The 17,925-nt window shown below is 70.2% G+C and carries 14 protein-coding genes and 1 pseudogene; 14 read left to right on the top strand and 1 reads right to left on the bottom strand.

Translation table 11 applies throughout. The features are described 5' to 3' along the window. Positions 1-110 precede the first annotated feature (110 nt). From KI385_RS16340 to rodA, 9 genes are all read left to right on the top strand, one after another. Positions 111-1,559 (top strand): peptidoglycan D,D-transpeptidase FtsI family protein, encoded by a 1,449-nt coding sequence (locus KI385_RS16340; protein WP_238572938.1) that lies wholly within the window; start codon positions 111-113, stop codon positions 1,557-1,559. A 159-nt stretch (positions 1,560-1,718) separates the two neighbouring features. Next, complete coding sequence (gene folC / locus KI385_RS16335; protein ID WP_238572937.1) at positions 1,719-3,230, top strand: bifunctional tetrahydrofolate synthase/dihydrofolate synthase; 1,512 nt, start codon at positions 1,719-1,721, stop codon at positions 3,228-3,230. Between the two features lie 2 nt (positions 3,231-3,232). Then, positions 3,233-3,610, top strand: coding sequence for a DUF4233 domain-containing protein (locus KI385_RS16330; RefSeq protein WP_238572936.1), 378 nt, complete (start codon positions 3,233-3,235; stop codon positions 3,608-3,610). Between the two features lie 123 nt (positions 3,611-3,733). After that, complete coding sequence (gene ndk / locus KI385_RS16325; protein WP_128508980.1) at positions 3,734-4,147, top strand: nucleoside-diphosphate kinase; 414 nt, start codon at positions 3,734-3,736, stop codon at positions 4,145-4,147. 294 nt (positions 4,148-4,441) lie between these two features. Next, positions 4,442-5,461: a rod shape-determining protein gene (locus KI385_RS16320; RefSeq protein WP_003985182.1), complete on the top strand. Its 1,020-nt coding sequence runs from the start codon at positions 4,442-4,444 to the stop codon at positions 5,459-5,461. A 259-nt stretch (positions 5,462-5,720) separates the two neighbouring features. Then, positions 5,721-6,653, top strand: a complete 933-nt coding sequence (mreC, locus tag KI385_RS16315) for a rod shape-determining protein MreC (RefSeq protein WP_238572935.1) — start codon at positions 5,721-5,723, stop codon at positions 6,651-6,653. Between the two features lie 3 nt (positions 6,654-6,656). After that, on the top strand, positions 6,657-7,382 hold the full coding sequence (mreD, locus tag KI385_RS16310; protein ID WP_238572934.1) for a rod shape-determining protein MreD: 726 nt from the start codon (positions 6,657-6,659) through the stop codon (positions 7,380-7,382). Between the two features lie 48 nt (positions 7,383-7,430). Beyond that, positions 7,431-9,575: a penicillin-binding protein 2 gene (gene mrdA, locus KI385_RS16305; protein WP_238572933.1), complete on the top strand. Its 2,145-nt coding sequence runs from the start codon at positions 7,431-7,433 to the stop codon at positions 9,573-9,575. A gap of 29 nt (positions 9,576-9,604) precedes the next feature. Next, positions 9,605-10,786, top strand: a complete 1,182-nt coding sequence (gene rodA, locus KI385_RS16300) for a rod shape-determining protein RodA (protein WP_238577713.1) — start codon at positions 9,605-9,607, stop codon at positions 10,784-10,786. A 24-nt stretch (positions 10,787-10,810) separates the two neighbouring features. Here rodA and KI385_RS16295 read toward each other — a convergent pair whose 3' ends face one another. Then, positions 10,811-11,257, bottom strand: coding sequence for an ATP-binding protein (locus tag KI385_RS16295; protein WP_238572932.1), 447 nt, complete (start codon positions 11,255-11,257; stop codon positions 10,811-10,813). 185 nt (positions 11,258-11,442) lie between these two features. On the opposite strand from KI385_RS16295, the gene KI385_RS16290 reads away from it, so the two are divergent. From KI385_RS16290 to KI385_RS16270, 5 genes and pseudogenes are all read left to right on the top strand, one after another. Beyond that, the gene (locus KI385_RS16290) at positions 11,443-13,044 is read left to right on the top strand and encodes a CYTH and CHAD domain-containing protein (protein ID WP_238572931.1); all 1,602 of its coding nucleotides are present in this window, start codon (positions 11,443-11,445) and stop codon (positions 13,042-13,044) included. An 88-nt stretch (positions 13,045-13,132) separates the two neighbouring features. Then, positions 13,133-15,058 carry a TIGR03960 family B12-binding radical SAM protein gene (locus KI385_RS16285; RefSeq protein WP_238572930.1) on the top strand — a complete coding sequence of 642 codons (1,926 nt, stop codon included), beginning with the start codon at positions 13,133-13,135 and terminating at the stop codon, positions 15,056-15,058. Between the two features lie 77 nt (positions 15,059-15,135). Beyond that, positions 15,136-15,699, top strand: coding sequence for a GNAT family N-acetyltransferase (locus tag KI385_RS16280; protein WP_238572929.1), 564 nt, complete (start codon positions 15,136-15,138; stop codon positions 15,697-15,699). Between the two features lie 33 nt (positions 15,700-15,732). Further along, positions 15,733-16,926, top strand: coding sequence for a hypothetical protein (locus KI385_RS16275; protein ID WP_342593457.1), 1,194 nt, complete (start codon positions 15,733-15,735; stop codon positions 16,924-16,926). 48 nt (positions 16,927-16,974) lie between these two features. Beyond that, positions 16,975-17,774, top strand: a pseudogene (locus KI385_RS16270) (TIGR03936 family radical SAM-associated protein). Positions 17,775-17,925 lie beyond the last annotated feature (151 nt).

The following is a 17,925-nucleotide window of genomic DNA, read 5'->3' as shown; positions in this document are numbered from 1 at the left end:
CGGGCCGCTTTCACGGCGCTCTCATGGGGCTCTCATGAAGCCGAGGCACGGTGGACCGGAATGCCGGAGTTCGGCAGAGACGCCAGTTCAGCACCGAGGAGCCGCGCCCCATGAACAAGCCACTGCGACGGGTCTCGGTCTTCTGTCTCGCCCTGATACTCGCGCTGATGGGCTGGGCCACCTGGATCCAGGGCGCAAAGGCCAGTGACTTCAAGGAGGACCCGCACAATCCGCGGGTGGCGATCGGCAAGTACGCGGCGCCGCTGGGCAACATCCTCGTCGACGGGAAGCCGGTCACCGGCTCCGCCGCCACCTCCGCCACGCTGAAGTACAAGCGGACCTACAAGGACGGCCCGCTGTACGCGCCGATCACCGGCTTCTCCTCGCAGATCTTCGGCAGCAACCAGCTGGAGAGCCTCTACGGCGACCTCCTCGACGGCTCCGACAGCCGGCTGCAGAGCCCCGCCGACGCGCTGACCCGTACGCGCGCCAAGGGCGGCGATGTGGCCACCACCATCGACTCCGAGGTGCAGCGGGCCGGCTACCGGGCACTGGGCGACAAGAAGGGCGCCGCGGTCGCCCTGGACCCGGCCACGGGGCGGATCCTGGGCATGGTCAGCACACCGTCGTACGACCCGGGGAAGTTCGCCGGGTCCTCCGCCGCCGACCAGAAGGCCTGGCAGACGCTGTCCGACGACACCGACAACCCCGAGGTCAACCGGGCGCTGCGGCAGCCACTGCCACCAGGCTCCACCTTCAAGCTGGTGGTCGCCGCGGCCGCGCTGGAGAACGGCCTGTACGCGTCGGTGGACGAGCCCACCGACAGCCCCGACCCGTACACCCTCCCGCACACCCGCACCACGCTCACCAACGAGAACGCCTCCGCGCCCTGCAAGAACGCGGACATCCGCACCGCGCTCCAGTACTCCTGCAACACCGTCTTCGCGAAGATGGCCGTCGACCTGGGTAAGGACAAGGTCAAGGCACAGGCCGAGAAGTTCGGCTTCAACGACAGCAAGGTCGACACCCCGGTGCGGGCCGCCAAGAGCGTCTACCCCGGCGACATGGACGAAGCCCAGACCGCGCTGTCGGGGATCGGCCAGTTCAACGACCAGGCGACCCCGCTGCAGATGGCGATGGTCGCCTCGGCCATCGCGAACGGCGGCGAGCTGAAGACCCCGCAGCTGGTCGACAAGCTGACCGACGGCGGCGGCAACACCGTCCAGGAGAACGGCCCGAAGGCGTACGGCAAGGCCATGTCGGCGCACACCGCCGCGCAGCTGCGGTCGGCGATGCAGACGGTCGTGGACAAGGGCACCGGGTCCCACGCGAAGATCGACGGACTGACCGTCGGCGGCAAGACCGGTACCGCCCAGCACGGCGTCGACAACAGCGGCACGCCCTACGCCTGGTTCGTCTCGTACGCCGAGGACGGCAGGGGGCGCCAGGTGGCGGTGGCCGTGATGGTCGAGGACGGTCATGCCGCCCGTAACGAGGTGTCCGGCAACGGGCTGGCGGCCCCGATCGCGCGGGCCATGATGCAGGCCGCCCTGTCGTAAGGCACCGGGCGCCGCCGGCGTACGCGGGGCGCCGCGGCACCGATGTACGCGCGCGGGCCGGGGCGACGATCATGCCGACCGGGCCCGAGGTCACGGCGCATGTGGGGCGGACGGCAGCGCAGCGCACCGCTGTCACACGTGCCTCGTAGACTGGTCGGCGTGAGCGAGCGCCCCCAGAACGACGACCCCGACCCGAACGACGCCTTCGACGAACTGGTCGATGCGGAGACCGACAGAGATCCCGATCTTGCGGTGATCGAGGCCGGCAGCCGGACCCTGCGCGCGCAGGCCGGACCGCCGCAGGACAGTGTTCCCGCGCGGCCCGCCGACCCCGAGGTCGACCGCGCGCTGCGCGCCGTCGAGGAGGAGCTGGCCGGCCGCTGGGGCGAGACCAAGCTCGACCCGTCGGTCCAGCGCATCGTGGCGCTGCTGGACATCCTGGGCTCGCCGCAGCGCGCGTACCCGTCCATCCACATCACCGGCACCAACGGCAAGACCAGCACCGCCCGCATGATCGAGGCCCTGCTGTCGGCCTTCGACCTGCGCACCGGCCGCTACACGAGCCCGCACGTCCAGTCCATCACCGAGCGGATCAGCCTGGACGGCAGCCCGATCTCCGCCGAGCGCTTCATCGAGACCTACCGGGACATTGCCCCGTATCTGGAGATGATCGACTCCCAGCAGGAGTTCCGCCTGTCGTTCTTCGAGGTGCTGACCGCGATGGCGTTCGCCGCCTTCGCGGACGCCCCGGTGGACGCCGCGGTCGTCGAGGTCGGCATGGGCGGCACCTGGGACGCGACGAACGTCATCGACGGCGATGTCGCCGTCGTCACCCCGATCGCGCTGGACCACACCGACCGGCTGGGGGAGACCCCCGAGCAGATCGCCGGCGAGAAGTCCGGGATCATCAAGAAGGACGCCACGGTCGTGCTGGCCCAGCAGCCGGTGGACGCGGCGTCGGTGATGCTCAAGCGCGCGGTCGAGGTGGATGCCACGGTCGCCCGTGAGGGCATGGAGTTCGGGGTGCTCTCCCGTGAGGTCGCGGTCGGCGGCCAGATGCTGACGCTGCGCGGCCTGGGCGGCGAATATCCCGAGATCTTCCTCCCGCTGTACGGCGCCCACCAGGCGCACAACGCCGCGGTGGCGCTCGCCGCGGTCGAGGCGTTCTTCGGCGTCGGCTCGGACCACGCCCGCACGCTGGACATCGACACGATCCGCTCCGCGTTCGCCGCCGTCTCCTCGCCCGGCCGGATGGAGGTCGTCCGGCGCAGTCCGACGGTCGTGCTGGACGCGGCGCACAACCCCGCGGGCGCCCAGGCGGCGGCCGAGGCGGTCACCGAGGCGTTCGGGTTCAGCCGGCTGGTGGGCGTCGTCGGCGCCAGTGCGGACAAGGACGTACGGGGCTTCCTGGAGGCGTTCGAGCCGATCTTCGCCGAGATCGTGGTGACCCGTAATTCCAGCCATCGTGCGATGGATCCCGATGAGCTGGCGGCGGTCGCCGTCGAGGTCTTCGGCGCCGAGCGGGTCCAGGTCGAGCCGCGGCTCGACGACGCCCTGGAGGCGGCGATCACCCTCGCCGAGGAAGAGGGCGAGTTCTCCGGAGCGGGTGTGCTGGTGACCGGCTCGGTGATCACGGTCGGCGAGGCCCGACTGCTGCTGGGGAGGAGCTGACCATGCGCACGTTGTGTGCGAGCACCCTGATAGGCGAGTTCTTCGTGATCGGCTTCGCCGGCCTGGTCGCGATGCAGCTGACCGATCTGTCGACGGCCACGATCTGGACGGTCAGCGGGATCGCGATGCTGCTGACCGTCGTGCTGTGCGGCATGCTGACCCGCCCCGGCGGCGTCCAGCTCGGCTGGGCGCTCCAGATCGCCCTGATCGCCAGCGGCTTCGTCGTCCCGACGATGTTCTTCCTGGGTGCGGTCTTCGCGGCCCTGTGGTGGGCGTCGGTCCACTTCGGACGCAAGGTCGATGCGGCGAAGGCCCGTTGGGCGGCCCAGGCCGAGGCCTCGGGCGACTCGGCGGGGGAGCCGGTGGGCGGGACGGCGTAGGGCGGCCGCGGCGGGGCCCGCGGGGGCCGCGTCGGAGGCCGGGGGCTGGACCGCGTACGGCGTGGTCACCCATGTAGCCTCAGTGCACCCGCTGACCGTTGTTCATATCCAGGGAGTCCCTCCGTGAGCCAGCGCACCCTCGTCCTCCTCAAGCCCGACGCCGTCAAGCGCGGTCTGATCGGCGAGATCATCGGCCGTATCGAGAAGAAGGCCGGCTGGACGATCAGCGCGCTGGAGCTGCGCGGCCTGGACCGCGAGATCCTGGAGCAGCACTACGCGGAGCACGTCGGCAAGCCGTTCTACGAGCCCCTGGTCGCCTTCATGTCCTCCGGACCGGTTGTTTCGATGGTCGTCGAGGGTGAGCGGGTGATCGAAGGCGTGCGGGCGCTGGCCGGTCCGACTGACCCGATTGCCGCGCCGAGTGGGTCCATTCGTGGGGACTTCGGAACGATCACCCGAGAGAATCTGATCCATGCATCGGATTCCGAAGAGTCCGCAGAGCGCGAGATCAAGATTTTCTTTCCGGGGATTTCCTGACACTTCATCAGCCGTACACCCCTCGTGACCAGGGGCGACCGACAAAAACATCGGTCGCCCTTTGGTGTATGCGACACGATCGGGGGAACGCATCACCGCGACACGACGTCACCATTAAGGGGGGCGGGTGCGTGTACGGCTGACAATGGCGGAAGAGCCTCCCGACGTGTTCGAGTGGGCGCACTACGAACTACGATGGAGGCTTCCGCGCCTCACAGCGCATCACCTCCTGCCGACCTCCAGTAAGCATTCGCTCCAGTTGGGAAGGCCAGACGTATCCTCATGGGGAACAACATGTCGTTCATCGGCCGTGACATGGCTGTCGACCTCGGGACCGCCAACACGCTGGTGTACGTCAGGGGCCGCGGAATCGTCCTCAACGAGCCGTCGGTCGTGGCCATCAACACCAACACCGGCGGCATCCTCGCGGTAGGTGCCGAGGCGAAGAAGATGATCGGGCGCACCCCCGGCAACATCGTCGCCGTACGGCCTCTGAAGGACGGCGTGATCGCCGACTTCGAGATCACCGAGCGGATGCTCCGCTACTTCATCCTCAAGATCCACAAGCGTCGCTATCTGGCGCGGCCGCGGGTCGTGGTGTGTGTTCCCTCCGGTATCACCGGAGTTGAGCGCCGCGCGGTCATCGAGGCCTCGACCCAGGCCGGCGCGCGCCAGGTCCACATCATCGAGGAGCCGATGGCCGCCGCGATCGGCTCCGGCCTGCCGGTCCACGAGGCCACCGGCAACATGGTCGTGGACATCGGCGGCGGCACCACCGAGGTCGCGGTCATCTCCCTCGGTGGCATCGTCACCGCCCAGTCCATCCGGGTGGCCGGCGACGAGCTCGACAACGCGATCATCCAGCACATCAAGAAGGAGTACAGCCTTCTGCTGGGTGAGCGCACCGCCGAGAGCATCAAGATCACCATCGGCTCGGCGTACGACCTCGAACAGGACGAGCACACCGAGATCCGCGGCCGCGACCTGGTCTCCGGTCTGCCGAAGACCGTCGTCATCTCGGCCGCCGAGGTCCGCAAGGCCATCGAGGAGCCGGTCAACTCCATCGTCGACGCGGTCAAGACGACGCTCGACAAGTGCCCGCCGGAGCTGTCCGGTGACGTCATGGACCGCGGCATCGTGCTCACCGGCGGCGGCGCCCTGCTCCGTGGCCTCGACGAGCGGCTGCGTCGCGAGACCGGTATGCCCATCCACATCGCCGAGGACCCGCTCGACTCCGTCGCGCTCGGTTCCGGCAAGTGCGTCGAGGAGTTCGAGGCGCTCCAGCAGGTCCTCGACTCCCAGCCCCGCAGGTAACAAGGACCACATCCCGACCGCGCAGCGGCCGTCATGCGGCGTCCGCGGCGGTCGGGCACCATGGCGACAGCAGCCGTTCCGGCCGGCGGACAGCGGATCTGCGAATCGCTGATATACAGGCACAACATCCCGACAGACACGGTGCAGTGACGCTTCACCATCCGGCACCGTCACATCAAGGCATAACGCTCAACTCCCGAACGAGACCGGCGGGGCCCGCAGCCGGCCGGTCCTACGAGGAAGGACACGGCCGCCGCACGTGAGGGACACACGAGAGAGCCGGCTGCTGCTGGTGCTGCTGGTCGCGATCGCGTTCGCGCTGATCACGGTCGATATCCGCGGCGGCGAACAGTCCCCGCTCGATGGCGCCCGGCAAGCCGCCGCCTCCGCCTTCGGCCCGGTCGAAAGCGGCGTCGCCCGCGTGGTGAACCCGATCGGCAACGCGGTCGGTGCCGTACGGGACTCCGGCCGGCGGCACGACCGGATCAGCAAGCTGGAGCACGAGAACGAGGCGCTCAAGGCCAAGCTCGGCTCCTCCGACCGCAACCGCAGCCGTGCCGCCGAGCTCGACAAGATCCTCAAGACCGCGGGCACCGGCCAGTACGCCATCAAGGGCGCCCAGGTCATCGCCATCGGTTCGGCCCAGGGCTTCTCCTGGACCGTCACCATCGACGCCGGCAGCCGCGACGGCATCGCCCGCGACATGACCGTCCTCAACGGCGACGGTCTGGTCGGCCGGGTCACCACCGTCGGCGCCGAAACCTCCACCGTGCTGCTGGCCGCCGACCCCGACTTCACCGTCGGCACCCGCATGGAGAAGACCAACGAGATCGGCTTCGCCAACGGGCAGGGCGTCCGCTCGCTGCGCGTTCAGCTCCTCAACGGCCGGGCCGACGTCAAGAAGGGCGACCGGCTGGTCACCTTCGGCTCCAGCAAGGACAAGCCGTTCGTGCCCGGCGTGCCCGTCGGCAGGGTCGTCAAGGTCGAGCCGTCCCACGGCGATCTGACCCGCACCCTCCAGGTCCGGCCCTTCGTCGCCTTCTCCCAGCTCGACATCGTCGGCGTCGTCGTCCAGCCGCCCCGCGAGGACCCGCGCGACACCGTCCTGCCGCGCCGGCCGGCCAAGCCCAAGCCGATTCCGACGGTCACCGTCACGGCCACCCCCTCCGCGAGCGCTTCTCCCAGGAGCTGACCGATGCGCATCAACCGGATCCTGCTCTCGGCCCCGTTGGTGGTCGTCGCCCTCGTCATCCAGGTCAGTATGCTCGCGCGCCTCCAACTGCCCGGCGCCGTACCGGATCTGCTGCTGCTGGTCGTGGTCGGCCTCGCGCTGGTCTACGGCCACGTCGGCGGCTCGCTCGTGGGCTTCTTCGCCGGACTGCTGGCCGACCTCGCCCCGCCCTCCGACCACGCCATCGGCCGCTATGCGTTGGTGCTCTGCGTCATCGGCTATGTCGCGGGCCTGACCAAGCCGGACTCCGGGCAGCACCGCTCGGCGACGCTGCCGCTGATGGTCGTCATCGGTGCCGCCATCGGCTCGACGCTGATGTACGCCGGCGTCGGCTCGCTCGTCGGCGACACCGCCGCCCGGCACGTCGGCATCGTCGGACTGCTGCTCAGCGCCACCCTCTACGACCTGCTGCTCGCCCCCTTCACCGTCCCGCTGGTGATGGCGCTGGCGCGCAGAACCGAGGGCGATCCGCTGGTCGGTGACGGCTCCGGCAGTACCAGCGGCTCGGCCAACGACTCGGGGTACGGCTGGCTCACCACCGGCACCGGCCTCAAGGCCAGCCGCGGCGCCATGAAGTCCATGCGCACCGGGTCGTCCAAAGGGGCGCGCATCGGCAGCCAGCGCAGCGGTCTGCTCGGCAAGTCGGCCCGCGACAAGGCGGGCCGCATCAAGGGGGTCAAGCGGCTGTGACGCCCTCCCGTCTTCCGACCACCACCTCTCGTGGAGGCGCTGCGCGCCATGAGTAATCTCCCGGAAACCCGGACCTCCCGCGTCTCGGTCCGGCTCATCGCGATCCAGATCCTGGTCTTCTCCCTGCTGCTCACCCTCGGCGGCCGGCTCTGGTACCTGCAGATCCGCAACGGCCAGGAGTACGCCAACGAGGCGAGAAGCAACCACGTCCAGCAGGTCATCGAGCCCGCCACCCGCGGCTCGATCCTCGACGCCCGCGGAGTGCCGCTGGCCGACAACCAGACCCGTCTGGTCGTCTCCGCCAGCCGTACCGAACTGCTGAAGATGAAGGACGACGGCAAGGCCGTGCTCGGCCGGCTCGCCAGGGTGCTCGGCATGTCCGACAAGGAGATCCGCAACAAGGTCCGCCTGTGCGACTCCAAGACCCCGCAGCCCTGCTGGAACGGCTCGCCCTACCAGCCGATCCCGATCACCGACGAGGCCACCACCCAGCAGGCCCTCCAGATCCGCGAGCGCTCCGAGGACTTCCCCGGCATCAGCGCCGAGCCCACCGCCGTCCGCCGCTACGCCGCCCCCGGCGACGCCAACACCGCCCAGGTCCTCGGCTACCTCTCCCCGGTCACCGACGAGGAGATCAACAAGGCCAAGAACAGCCGCTCGCCGCTGCTGCGCTCCGACCAGATCGGCCGGTCCGGTCTGGAGCGTCAGTACGACGACTACCTGCGCGGCAAGGCCGCCGTCACCCGCTACGAGGTCGACAACCTCGGCCGGGTCATCGGCCAGGCCAACAGCGAGAAGGGCCAGGCCGGCGCGAGCGTCGTCACCAGCGTCGACGCCCGCGTCCAGGCCATAGCGGAAAAGCAGCTGGACCAGGCCATGAAGGACGCCCGCAAGGTTCACGACAAGAACACCGGCACCAACTACAAGGCCGACTCGGGTGCCGTGGTCGTCATGGAAGCGAAGACCGGCCGGGTGGTGGCGATGGCCTCCAACCCCAGTTACGACCCCAACGCCTGGGTCGGCGGGATCTCCGGCAAGGACTACGCCCACCTCACCGGCAAGGACTCCAACTACCCGCTGCTGAACCGCGCCATCCAGGGACAGGCCGCCCCCGGCTCGATCTTCAAGGTCATCTCGACCTCGGCCGCGATCAACGCGGGCTACGACTTCAACGGCCACTACCCCTGCACCAGCTCGTACAGCATCGGCGGCCAGGTCTTCAAGAACTTCGAGGGCGAAGGCCACGGCGACATCAGCCTGGGCCGGGCGCTGGAGGTCTCCTGCGACACCGTCTTCTACCGGCTCTCGCACGAGGAGTGGAAGAAGGACGGCGGCGACAAGCCGAAGAAGGACCGCAACGACTGGTTCTACAAGACCGCCCACCAGTTCGGCCTAGGCAAGGAGACCGGCATCGACCTCCCCAACGAGGTCACCGGCCGGGTCCCCGACCGCAAGTGGAAGAACGACTTCTGGAAGGCCAACAAGGCCGGCTGGTGCGAGCAGGCCAAGGCCTGGCCCAAGAAGAAGGACTTCGGCACCAAGCTCGCCCGTGAGGGCTGCCTCGAAGGCATGAAGCTGCACGCCTACGACTCGATCAACTACGCCATCGGGCAGGGCGACACCCTCGTCACCCCGATCCAGATGGCGACCATCTACGCCGCGATCAGCAACGGCGGCACGCTGTACGACCCGACCGTCGGCAAGGCGATCGTCAGCCCCGACGGCAAGCACATCAAGATGATCAAGCCCAAGTCGCACGGCAAGCTGCCCGACACGTCCAAGACGCTCCGGCAGATCGACTCGGCGCTGGCCGGCGTCGCCGTCCGCGGTACCGCCGCCTGGCGCTTCCAGGGCTGGCCGCAGGACAAGATCCCGATGCACGCCAAGACCGGTACCGCCGAGGTCTACGGCAAGCAGACGACCTCGTGGTTCGCGACGTACACCAAGGACTACACGATCGTCATGACGATCTCCCAGGGTGGTACGGGTTCCGGCGCCTCCGGCCCGGCCGTGCGCAACATCTACAACGCCCTGTACGGAGTCAGCCCCGAGGGCGAGATCGACCCGAAGGCCGCTCTGCTGCCGAAGCCGCAGGCCTCGCTCCCCAAGATCGAGGGTGACGGCACGATCAAGGCGCAGCCCATCAAGCCGTACGTCCTGCCGTCGCCGTCACCCTCGGGGAGCCCACAGTGACGACCAGCCACACCTCCCGGGCCTTCTCCATCCGCCGCTACACCCCCGAGCTCGGCGCCTGGGGCAAGCTGACCGCGCGTGACTCCGTGGTGCGCAAGCTGGACTGGATACTGCTGCTGTCCTGCCTGGCGCTGTCGCTCATGGGCTCGGTGCTGGTCTTCTCCGCCACCCGCAACCGCACCGCGCTCAACCACGACGACGAGTACTTCTTCTTCCTGCACCATCTGCTCAACACCGGCATCGGCCTGGCGATGGCCGCCGGCGCGATCTGGCTGGGCCATCGCACACTGCGCGGCGCGGTCCCGATCCTGTACGCCCTGTCGGTCGTGCTGGCGCTGCTGGTGCTGACCCCGCTGGGCGCCACCATCAACGGCTCGCGTTCCTGGCTGGCGATTCCCGGCGGCTTCTCCCTCCAGCCCGCCGAGTTCGCGAAGATCACCATCACGCTGGGCATGGCGATGATCCTGGCGGCCCGGGTCGACGCGGGCGACCGCCCGCACCCCGACCACCGCACCGTCGTCCAGGCGCTCGGCCTGGCAGTCATCCCCGTCGCCGTCATCATGCTGATGCCCGACCTCGGCTCGGTCATGGTGCTCGGCGCCGTCATCCTCGGCGTACTGCTCGCCTCCGGCGCCTCCAACCGCTGGATCCTCGGCCTGGTGGGCACCGGCGTCGTCGGCTGTGTCGCCATCTGGCAGCTCGGTCTGCTCGACGACTACCAGATCGCCCGCTTCGCCGCGTTCGCCAATCCGAGCCTCGACCCCGCCGGCGTCGGCTACAACACCAACCAGGCCCGGATCGCGATCGGCGGCGGCGGACTGACCGGCTCCGGGCTCTTCCACGGCAGTCAGACCACCGGCCAGTTCGTCCCCGAACAGCAGACGGACTTCATCTTCACCGTCGCCGGCGAGGAGCTCGGCTTCCTCGGCGCGGGCCTGATCATCGTCCTGCTCGGTATCGTCCTGTGGCGCGCCTGCCGGATCGCCCGCGAGTCCACCGAGCTCTACGGCACGATCGTCGCGGCCGGCATCATCGCCTGGTTCGCCTTCCAGTCCTTCGAGAACATCGGCATGACGCTCGGCATCATGCCGGTCACCGGCCTCCCGCTGCCGTTCGTCTCCTACGGCGGCACCTCCATGTTCGCGGTCTGGATCGCCATAGGGCTGCTCCAGTCGATCCGCGTACAACGCCCCCTGTCGGCCTCCCGCTGACTCCGCCTCATCGCCCGCTCCGCGTCATCGCCCGATGCGCAGCTCGAACCACAGCGACGTGGACCGCGGCAGGCCCGCGAAGGGCGTGGTGCCCCAGTCGTCGGCAAGATGGCTGGTCAGCAGCAGACCGAGATCGGCCTCCTGCTCACCGGCCGCCGGCGCCGGCCGCGGAAGGCGGATCGGCGCCTCGTCGTGCACGCTGATCCGCACTCCGTGCTCCGCGGTCAGCATCCGCAGCAGGATGTCCGCGGACCGCGGCGTCCGCAGATGGGAGCTGGTGACCGCCTCCGAGGTGAGCAGCACCGCGGTGTCCAGCAGCGGGGCCAGCGGCGTGCGGCGCAGCACGGCGCGTACGAAATCGCGGGCGGCCTTCGGGGTGGTGGGCGCGCTCGGCGCGGCCAGCAGGAACGGGCGGGCGCCCGCCGAGATGTGGATGGGTGTCCTGACGACGGCTGTGGTGTGGGGGTGCACGGGCGTCTCCCTCTCCTGAGGGGTTGAGTGAGCGCCGAAGACGCCACTCTGTGTGTGTGGTGCGTGACACACCGTAAGGCACGTTCCGTGGCAAGTGCTACCCGCTCGTCCGGACCTGATATGCCCGCGGCCCTCCCCGGGCCGGGTGGGTGGTCCTCGGCCGGGCCGGTGGCTAAATTCGATGCATGGCGGACACCGTGCGGGAAATCGAGCGGAAGTACGAGGCCGACGACGACACACAGCTGCCGGACCTGGCCGGGACCGACCGGGTCGCAACCGTGGTGGAACAGGGCGTCGAGGTCCTGGACGCCCTCTACTACGACACTGCCGACCAGCGCCTCGCCGCGGACGGCATCACGCTGCGGCGGCGCACCGGCGGCAAGGACGCCGGCTGGCATCTGAAGCTGCCCGTCGCACCCGGTGTACGGGACGAAGTGCGCGCACCGCTGTCCGACACGCCCCCCGCCGAGCTGACCGCGCTCGTACGGTCACGGGTGCTGGACCAGGAGCTTCTCCCGCTCGTACGGCTGCGCACACGGCGCACGGTCCGGCTGCTCCAGGACGCCGCGGGCGCCCCGCTCGCCGAGGTGGCGGAGGACACGGTGCGGGCGCGGCGGGCCGGCGAGGCGGAAGAGGCGGGGGAGGCGGGGGAGTCCGGGGAAGGCCCCGCCGAGGCCCGGTGGCGCGAGATCGAGGTCGAGCTGATCGAGGACGGCGGCGGGGATGCCGAGCTGCTCGACGAGATCGGCCGGGCGCTGGCCACGGCGGGGGTCCGCCCCGCCTCATCGGCGTCGAAGCTCGCCCGGGCACTGGCCGAGACCGGGCTGGAGCGCGCCCGGCCCGGCAAGGGCCGCACCAAGGGCTCCGGGAAGGGCGCCGGGAAGGGTGCCGGGAAGGCGGAGCGCACCGCCGGAGACGTCGTGCTGCGCTACGTCCGTGAGCAGGTACGGGTGATCATCGAACTGGATCCGGCGGTACGCCGCGACCTCCCCGACTCGGTGCACCAGATGCGGGTCGCCACCCGCCGGCTGCGCAGCGCATTCCGCTCGTACACCAAGGTGCTGGACCGCGCCGTCACCGAGCCCATCGGCATCGAACTCAAGTGGCTGGCAGCGGAGTTGGGGGTGGACCGGGACCGCGAGGTGCTGACCGAGCGGCTGCGGGCCGGACTGGCGGAGCTGCCCCGGACGCTACGGCTCGGACCGGTGGCGGCCCGGCTGCGCATCTGGTCGGAGCGGCGCCGCGCCGGCTCACGGGGCCGGCTGCTCGCCGTATTGGACGGGCCGCGCTACCTCTCGCTGCTGAAGACCCTGCATGCCCTCCTGGAGGCGCCGCCGCTGCGCAAGGCCGCCACCCGGCCGGCGCCCGAGACGGTGGCCCAGGCCGTGCTGAAGGACTACCGGCGGCTGGCCCGCCGTATGGAGGCCGCGCTGGACACCCCGGCCGGACAGGCCCGGGACGAGGCGCTGCACGGCGCCCGCAAGGCGGCCAAGCGGACGCGCTACGCCGCGGAGGCGGCCCGCCCGGCGCTCGGGCGCCCGGCGAAGAAGTTCGTCCGGTGGACCAAGCGGGTGCAGCAGCTGCTGGGCGACCACCAGGACAGCGTCGTGGCCCGCGGCGCACTGCGCGAGCTGGCGACCCAGGCGCAGCAGGCCGGCGAGGGCGGCTTCACGTTCGGCCTGCTGTACGGCCGCGAGGAGGCCCGCGCGGCCGATCGGGAGCGGGAGCTGCCGGGGGTGTGGAAGAAGGTCTCGCGCCGCAAGAACAGGGCCGCACTCCGGCCCTGACCTGCGCCGGAGCCGACTCGTCAAGCCCTTACCGCAGAGCACGTTAGGCTTGAGGGTCACCCCTGCCCGCTGATGAAAGATCACCACGATGCCTGTCGAGTCGGTCTTCCCGCGCCTGGAGGCCCTCCTCCCGCACGTGCAGAAGCCCATTCAGTACGTCGGTGGCGAGCTCAACTCCACAGTCAAGCCGTGGGACGAGTGCGATGTCCGCTGGTCGCTCATGTACCCGGACGCCTACGAGGTCGGTCTGCCCAACCAGGGCGTCATGATCCTCTACGAGGTCCTCAACGAGCGCGAGGGTGTGCTGGCCGAGCGCACGTACAGCGTGTGGCCGGACCTCGAAGCGCTGATGCGTGAGCACAACGTCCCGCAGTTCACCGTCGACGCGCACCGCCCCGTCGGCGCCTTCGACGTCCTCGGCGTCTCGTTCTCGACCGAGCTGGGCTACACCAACCTGCTCACCGCCCTGGACCTGGCCGGCATCCCGATGGAGTCCAAGGACCGCACGGAGGACCACCCGATCATCCTCGCGGGCGGCCATGCGGCCTTCAACCCCGAGCCGATCGCGGACTTCCTGGACTGCGCGGTGGTCGGCGACGGCGAGCAGGCGGTGCTGGAGATCACCGACATCATCCGCGCCTGGAAGGCCGAGGGCAGGCCGGGCGGCCGCGATGAGCTGCTGTTCCGCCTCGCGAAGACCGGCAGCGTCTACGTCCCCAAGTTCTACGACGTCGAGTACCTGGCCGACGGGCGGATCTCCCGCGTCGTGCCCAACCGCTCCGGCGTCCCGTGGCGGGTCTCCAAGCACACCGTCATGGACCTGGACGAGTGGCCCTACCCCAAGCAGCCGCTCGTCCCCCTGGCCGAGACCGTCCATGAGCGGATGTCGGTCGAGATCTTCCGTGGCTGCACCCGCGGCTGCCGCTTCTGCCAGGCCGGCATGATCACGCGCCCCGTACGGGAGCGAAGCATCACCGGTATCGGCGAGATGGTGGACAAGGGTCTGAAGGCCACGGGATTCGAGGAGGTCGGCCTGCTGTCGCTGTCCTCCGCGGACCACACCGAGATCGGCGACATCGCGAAGGGCCTCGCCGACCGGTACACCGAGGACAAGATCGGTCTGTCGCTGCCGTCGACCCGGGTCGACGCCTTCAACATCGATCTTGCCAACGAGCTGACGCGCAACGGCCGCCGCTCGGGTCTGACCTTCGCGCCGGAGGGCGGCAGCGAGCGGATCCGCAAGGTCATCAACAAGATGGTCTCGGAAGAGGACCTGATCAGGACCGTCTCGACGGCCTACGGCAACGGCTGGCGGCAGGTGAAGCTCTACTTCATGTGCGGTCTGCCGACCGAGACCGACGAGGACGTCCTCCAGATCGGCGACATGGCGGTCAAGGTCATCGCCGAGGGCCGCAAGGTCTCCGGGCAGAACGACATCCGCTGCACGGTCTCCATCGGCGGTTTCGTCCCCAAGCCGCACACGCCGTTCCAGTGGGCGCCGCAGCTGAGCGCCGAGGAGACCGACGCCCGGCTCGAAAAGCTCCGCGACAAGATCCGCGGTGACAAGAAGTACGGCCGCTCCATCGGCTTCCGCTACCACGACGGCAAGCCGGGCATCGTCGAGGGCCTGCTCTCGCGCGGCGACCGCCGTGTCGGCTCGGTCATCCGCGCCGTCTACGAGGGCGGCGGCCGCTTCGACGGCTGGCGCGAGCACTTCTCCTACGACCGGTGGATGAAGGCTGCGGAGGAGACCCTGCCCGAGTTCGGCGTGGACGTCGCCTGGTACACCACGCGTGAGCGTACGTACGAGGAGGTCCTGCCCTGGGACCACCTGGACTCCGGCCTCGACAAGGACTGGCTCTGGGAGGACTGGCAGGACGCCCTCGACGAGACCGAGGTCGAGGACTGCCGCTGGACCCCGTGCTTCGACTGTGGCGTGTGCCCGCAGATGGACACCGAGATCCAGATCGGCCCGACCGGCAAGAAGCTGCTTCCGCTGACGGTCGTCAAGTAGCCCTTCCCGTAAGCGCCTTCGGCCCGGCCCCGCACCCGGCGGGGCCGGGCCGTCGCGTACTCCCGCACAATGTGGCGATGCCCGAACCGCAGCTGATCGCTCCCACCGTCGATGTCCACTCCTCGTTCCTCGCCGCGATGGACGAATTCCGTGCCGACGGCGCGGAGGTCACCCCCCGCTCCAACCTGGCCCGCGAGCTGAGGACTTGGCGCACCCGTTGGCCCACCGCCGAGGGGTTCGCCGAGTACGTCGGCACGGTCGGCGGCATCGTGTACGACGAACGTGCCGACGGTGTGGTGCCCATGACCACGCGCTGGTGGGTGGACGGCGGCAGCTACCTGGGCCGCGTCACCTTCCGCCACCACCTCACCGCATCCCTGCTCACCTGGGGCGGCCATATCGGCTACGCCGTACGGCCCGGGGCCCGCCGCCGTGGCCATGCCACCGCGATGCTGCGCGCCGCGCTGCCGATCGCCTGTCACGAGCTGGGCATCGACCCGGTGTTGGTCACCTGTGATGCCGCCAATACCGGCTCGCGTAAGGTCATCGAGGCCTGCGGCGGGGTGTTCGAGGACCAGCGGGACGAGAAGCTGCGCTACTGGATCCACGCCGGAACGCAAGTGACGCACCCGCACGTCTGAGGTGCCGAAGGACAGACAAAGGGGGAGGGGCGGATGGGGCCGATGGAGCCCACCGGCCAGGAGCGGGAGGTGCCCGCACGGTACGAGCCGGGTGAGGGCTGTGTGACCACGGTGGTCCGGCTTCCGGTGCGGATCGTGGTGCTGGTGCTCGTGGTGCCGGTGCGTCTGGTGTGGGACGCGCTGGCCGCCGCCGGCCGGGCCGTCGACCGGACCGTGCTGCGCCCCCTCGGCCGAGCGCTGGCCTGGCTGTGGCGGACCCTCGTCGTGATACCCGTGGCATGGGCCTGGCGCACCCTCGTGGTGACGCCGGTGGCATGGGCCTGGCGGACCCTCGTGGTGATCCCGCTCGCATGGACCTGGCGCACGCTGATCGTCGCCCCGCTGGTCGGGTTGTGGCGGTATGTCCTCGCGCCGGCCGGCCGGGGGATCGCGGCCGCCGTGGCGTGGCTGGTGCGCTACCTGGTGGTGGTCCCGGCCCAGTGGCTGTACGCGTACGTACTGACGCCGCTCGGGCACGGCATCGCCTGGCTGCTGCGCGCGCTGGGCGTGGCCCTGGTGTGGCTGGGCAAGGCGCTGTGCGTGTGGCCGTGGGTGGCGCTGTGGCGGTATCTGCTGGCCCCGGTCGGCCGGGGGATCGCGGTGGCCGTGGCGTGGCTGGTGCGCTACCTGGTCGTGGTGCCGGCCCAGTGGCTGTACGCGTACGTGTTGACGCCGCTCGGGCACGGTATCGCCTGGGTGGTGCGGGGTATCGCCACGGTCCTTGTGACGCTCGTCCGGTGGATCGTGGTCGTGCCGGTCGTCGCCCTGTGGAGGTATGTGCTCGCGCCGGTCGGCCGGGCGCTGGCCGCCGTGGTGACGGTGATCGTCCGTGAGGTCGGGGCCGCGCTCGGGCTCTGCTGGCGGCTCGCCGGGGTGATCTCCCGTGCCGTCGGCAGGTTCCTCGGCACGCTGCTGCGGTGGATCTTCGTCGAACCGCTGCGCTGGGCGTACCGCAGTGTGCTCACCCCGCTCGGGCACGGCATCCGGGACGGCATCTGGCGGCCGGTCCGGCAGGCGCTGCGCAGCGCCCGGGAGACCGTGCGGCAGACCCGTAGGGAGATCCGGCGCGCCCTGTTCGGCGCGCCCCGGGAGCCGGAGCGGGCCGTGGCCGGGGCGCCCCGCCGGGAACCGGGGGCTCGCGAGACACGTACTCTAGGTAGCAGTACGACCGCACTCACGAAGGACTGAGCGACACTGGGCAAGCGACAGCCCGAAGGCCCGCCGCCCGCACCGGCGGTGCAGCGCATCCGACTGCGCTACACCAAGCGCGGCCGCCTCCGGTTCACCAGCCACCGCGACTTCCAGCGCGCTTTCGAGCGGGCGCTGCGCCGCGCCGAGGTCCCCATGGCCTATTCGGCGGGCTTCACCCCGCACCCCAAGGTGTCGTATGCCAACGCCGCCCCGACCGGTACGGGCAGCGAGGCCGAATATTTGGAGATTCAGCTCGCCGAGCGCCGCGATCCGGAAAAGCTTCGCGAACTGCTCGACGAGTCGCTGCCGGCCGGGCTCGATGTGATCGACGCCGTCGAGGCGCACACCAGCGGGCTGGCCGACCGGCTGCAGGCCTCGGTGTGGGAGCTCCGGCTCGACGGGGTCGAGGCCGAGGCGGCCGGGCACGCCGTCGAGGCGTTCCTGGCCGCGGAGGAGGTGCTGGTCGAGCGCCGTACGAAAAATGGCATGCGCACCTTTGACTCACGGGCCGCGGTGGCTCAGCTGGAGGCCTTCGGTCGCGAGGGCGATAGGCCCGACGGCAAAGCCTGTGCGATACTGCGGCTGGTTGTTCGGCATGTGACACCTGCCGTTCGACCCGACGACGTCCTGTCCGGCCTCCGAGCTACGGCCGACCTGGCGCCGCCGGTCCCCGCTGCGGTGACCAGGCTGGCGCAGGGGCTGCTCGATGAGGAGACCGGCGCGGTGACTGACCCGCTAGCGCCCGACCGCGACGCTGCCACGGCCGCCCCACCCAGGCCGCCGGGCTGAGTGCCGCGAAGGCGCCGAGTGGGGCCTCCCCGGCAGCCGGGGAAGGTACTGCGTAGGGCCGCCGTCGTCGCGTCGCCGATCAGCCAGGGAGCCACCCCGGTCCGGCAGACGCACTGACCAGGAGACTTTCGCCGGTCCCCGCCCTACGGGGCCCGGCGAGCGAGACGACAGCTCCCGTGCGGCGCCCACGCCCCGGACAGCGGGCCC

It is taken from the genome of Streptomyces inhibens, from assembly GCF_022221585.1.
GTDB classification, from domain to species: Bacteria; Actinomycetota; Actinomycetes; order Streptomycetales; family Streptomycetaceae; genus Streptomyces; species Streptomyces inhibens.
Note: the sequence above shows the minus strand (reverse complement) of the source record. Positions and strands in the feature narration are given on the sequence as shown.

What these genes read in the sequence shown, in the direction of transcription:
- KI385_RS16320 (WP_003985182.1), top strand. Translation starts at nt 4,442, where the DNA reads ATGTCGTTCATCGGCCGTGACATGGCTGTCGACCTCGGGACCGCCAAC.
- mrdA (WP_238572933.1), top strand. Translation starts at nt 7,431, where the DNA reads ATGAGTAATCTCCCGGAAACCCGGACCTCCCGCGTCTCGGTCCGGCTC.
- KI385_RS16330 (WP_238572936.1), top strand. Translation starts at nt 3,233, where the DNA reads ATGCGCACGTTGTGTGCGAGCACCCTGATAGGCGAGTTCTTCGTGATC.
- KI385_RS16285 (WP_238572930.1), top strand. Translation starts at nt 13,133, where the DNA reads ATGCCTGTCGAGTCGGTCTTCCCGCGCCTGGAGGCCCTCCTCCCGCAC.
- KI385_RS16280 (WP_238572929.1), top strand. Translation starts at nt 15,136, where the DNA reads ATGCCCGAACCGCAGCTGATCGCTCCCACCGTCGATGTCCACTCCTCG.
- KI385_RS16275 (WP_342593457.1), top strand. Translation starts at nt 15,733, where the DNA reads ATGGGGCCGATGGAGCCCACCGGCCAGGAGCGGGAGGTGCCCGCACGG.
- mreD (WP_238572934.1), top strand. Translation starts at nt 6,657, where the DNA reads ATGCGCATCAACCGGATCCTGCTCTCGGCCCCGTTGGTGGTCGTCGCC.
- KI385_RS16340 (WP_238572938.1), top strand. Translation starts at nt 111, where the DNA reads ATGAACAAGCCACTGCGACGGGTCTCGGTCTTCTGTCTCGCCCTGATA.
- KI385_RS16290 (WP_238572931.1), top strand. Translation starts at nt 11,443, where the DNA reads ATGGCGGACACCGTGCGGGAAATCGAGCGGAAGTACGAGGCCGACGAC.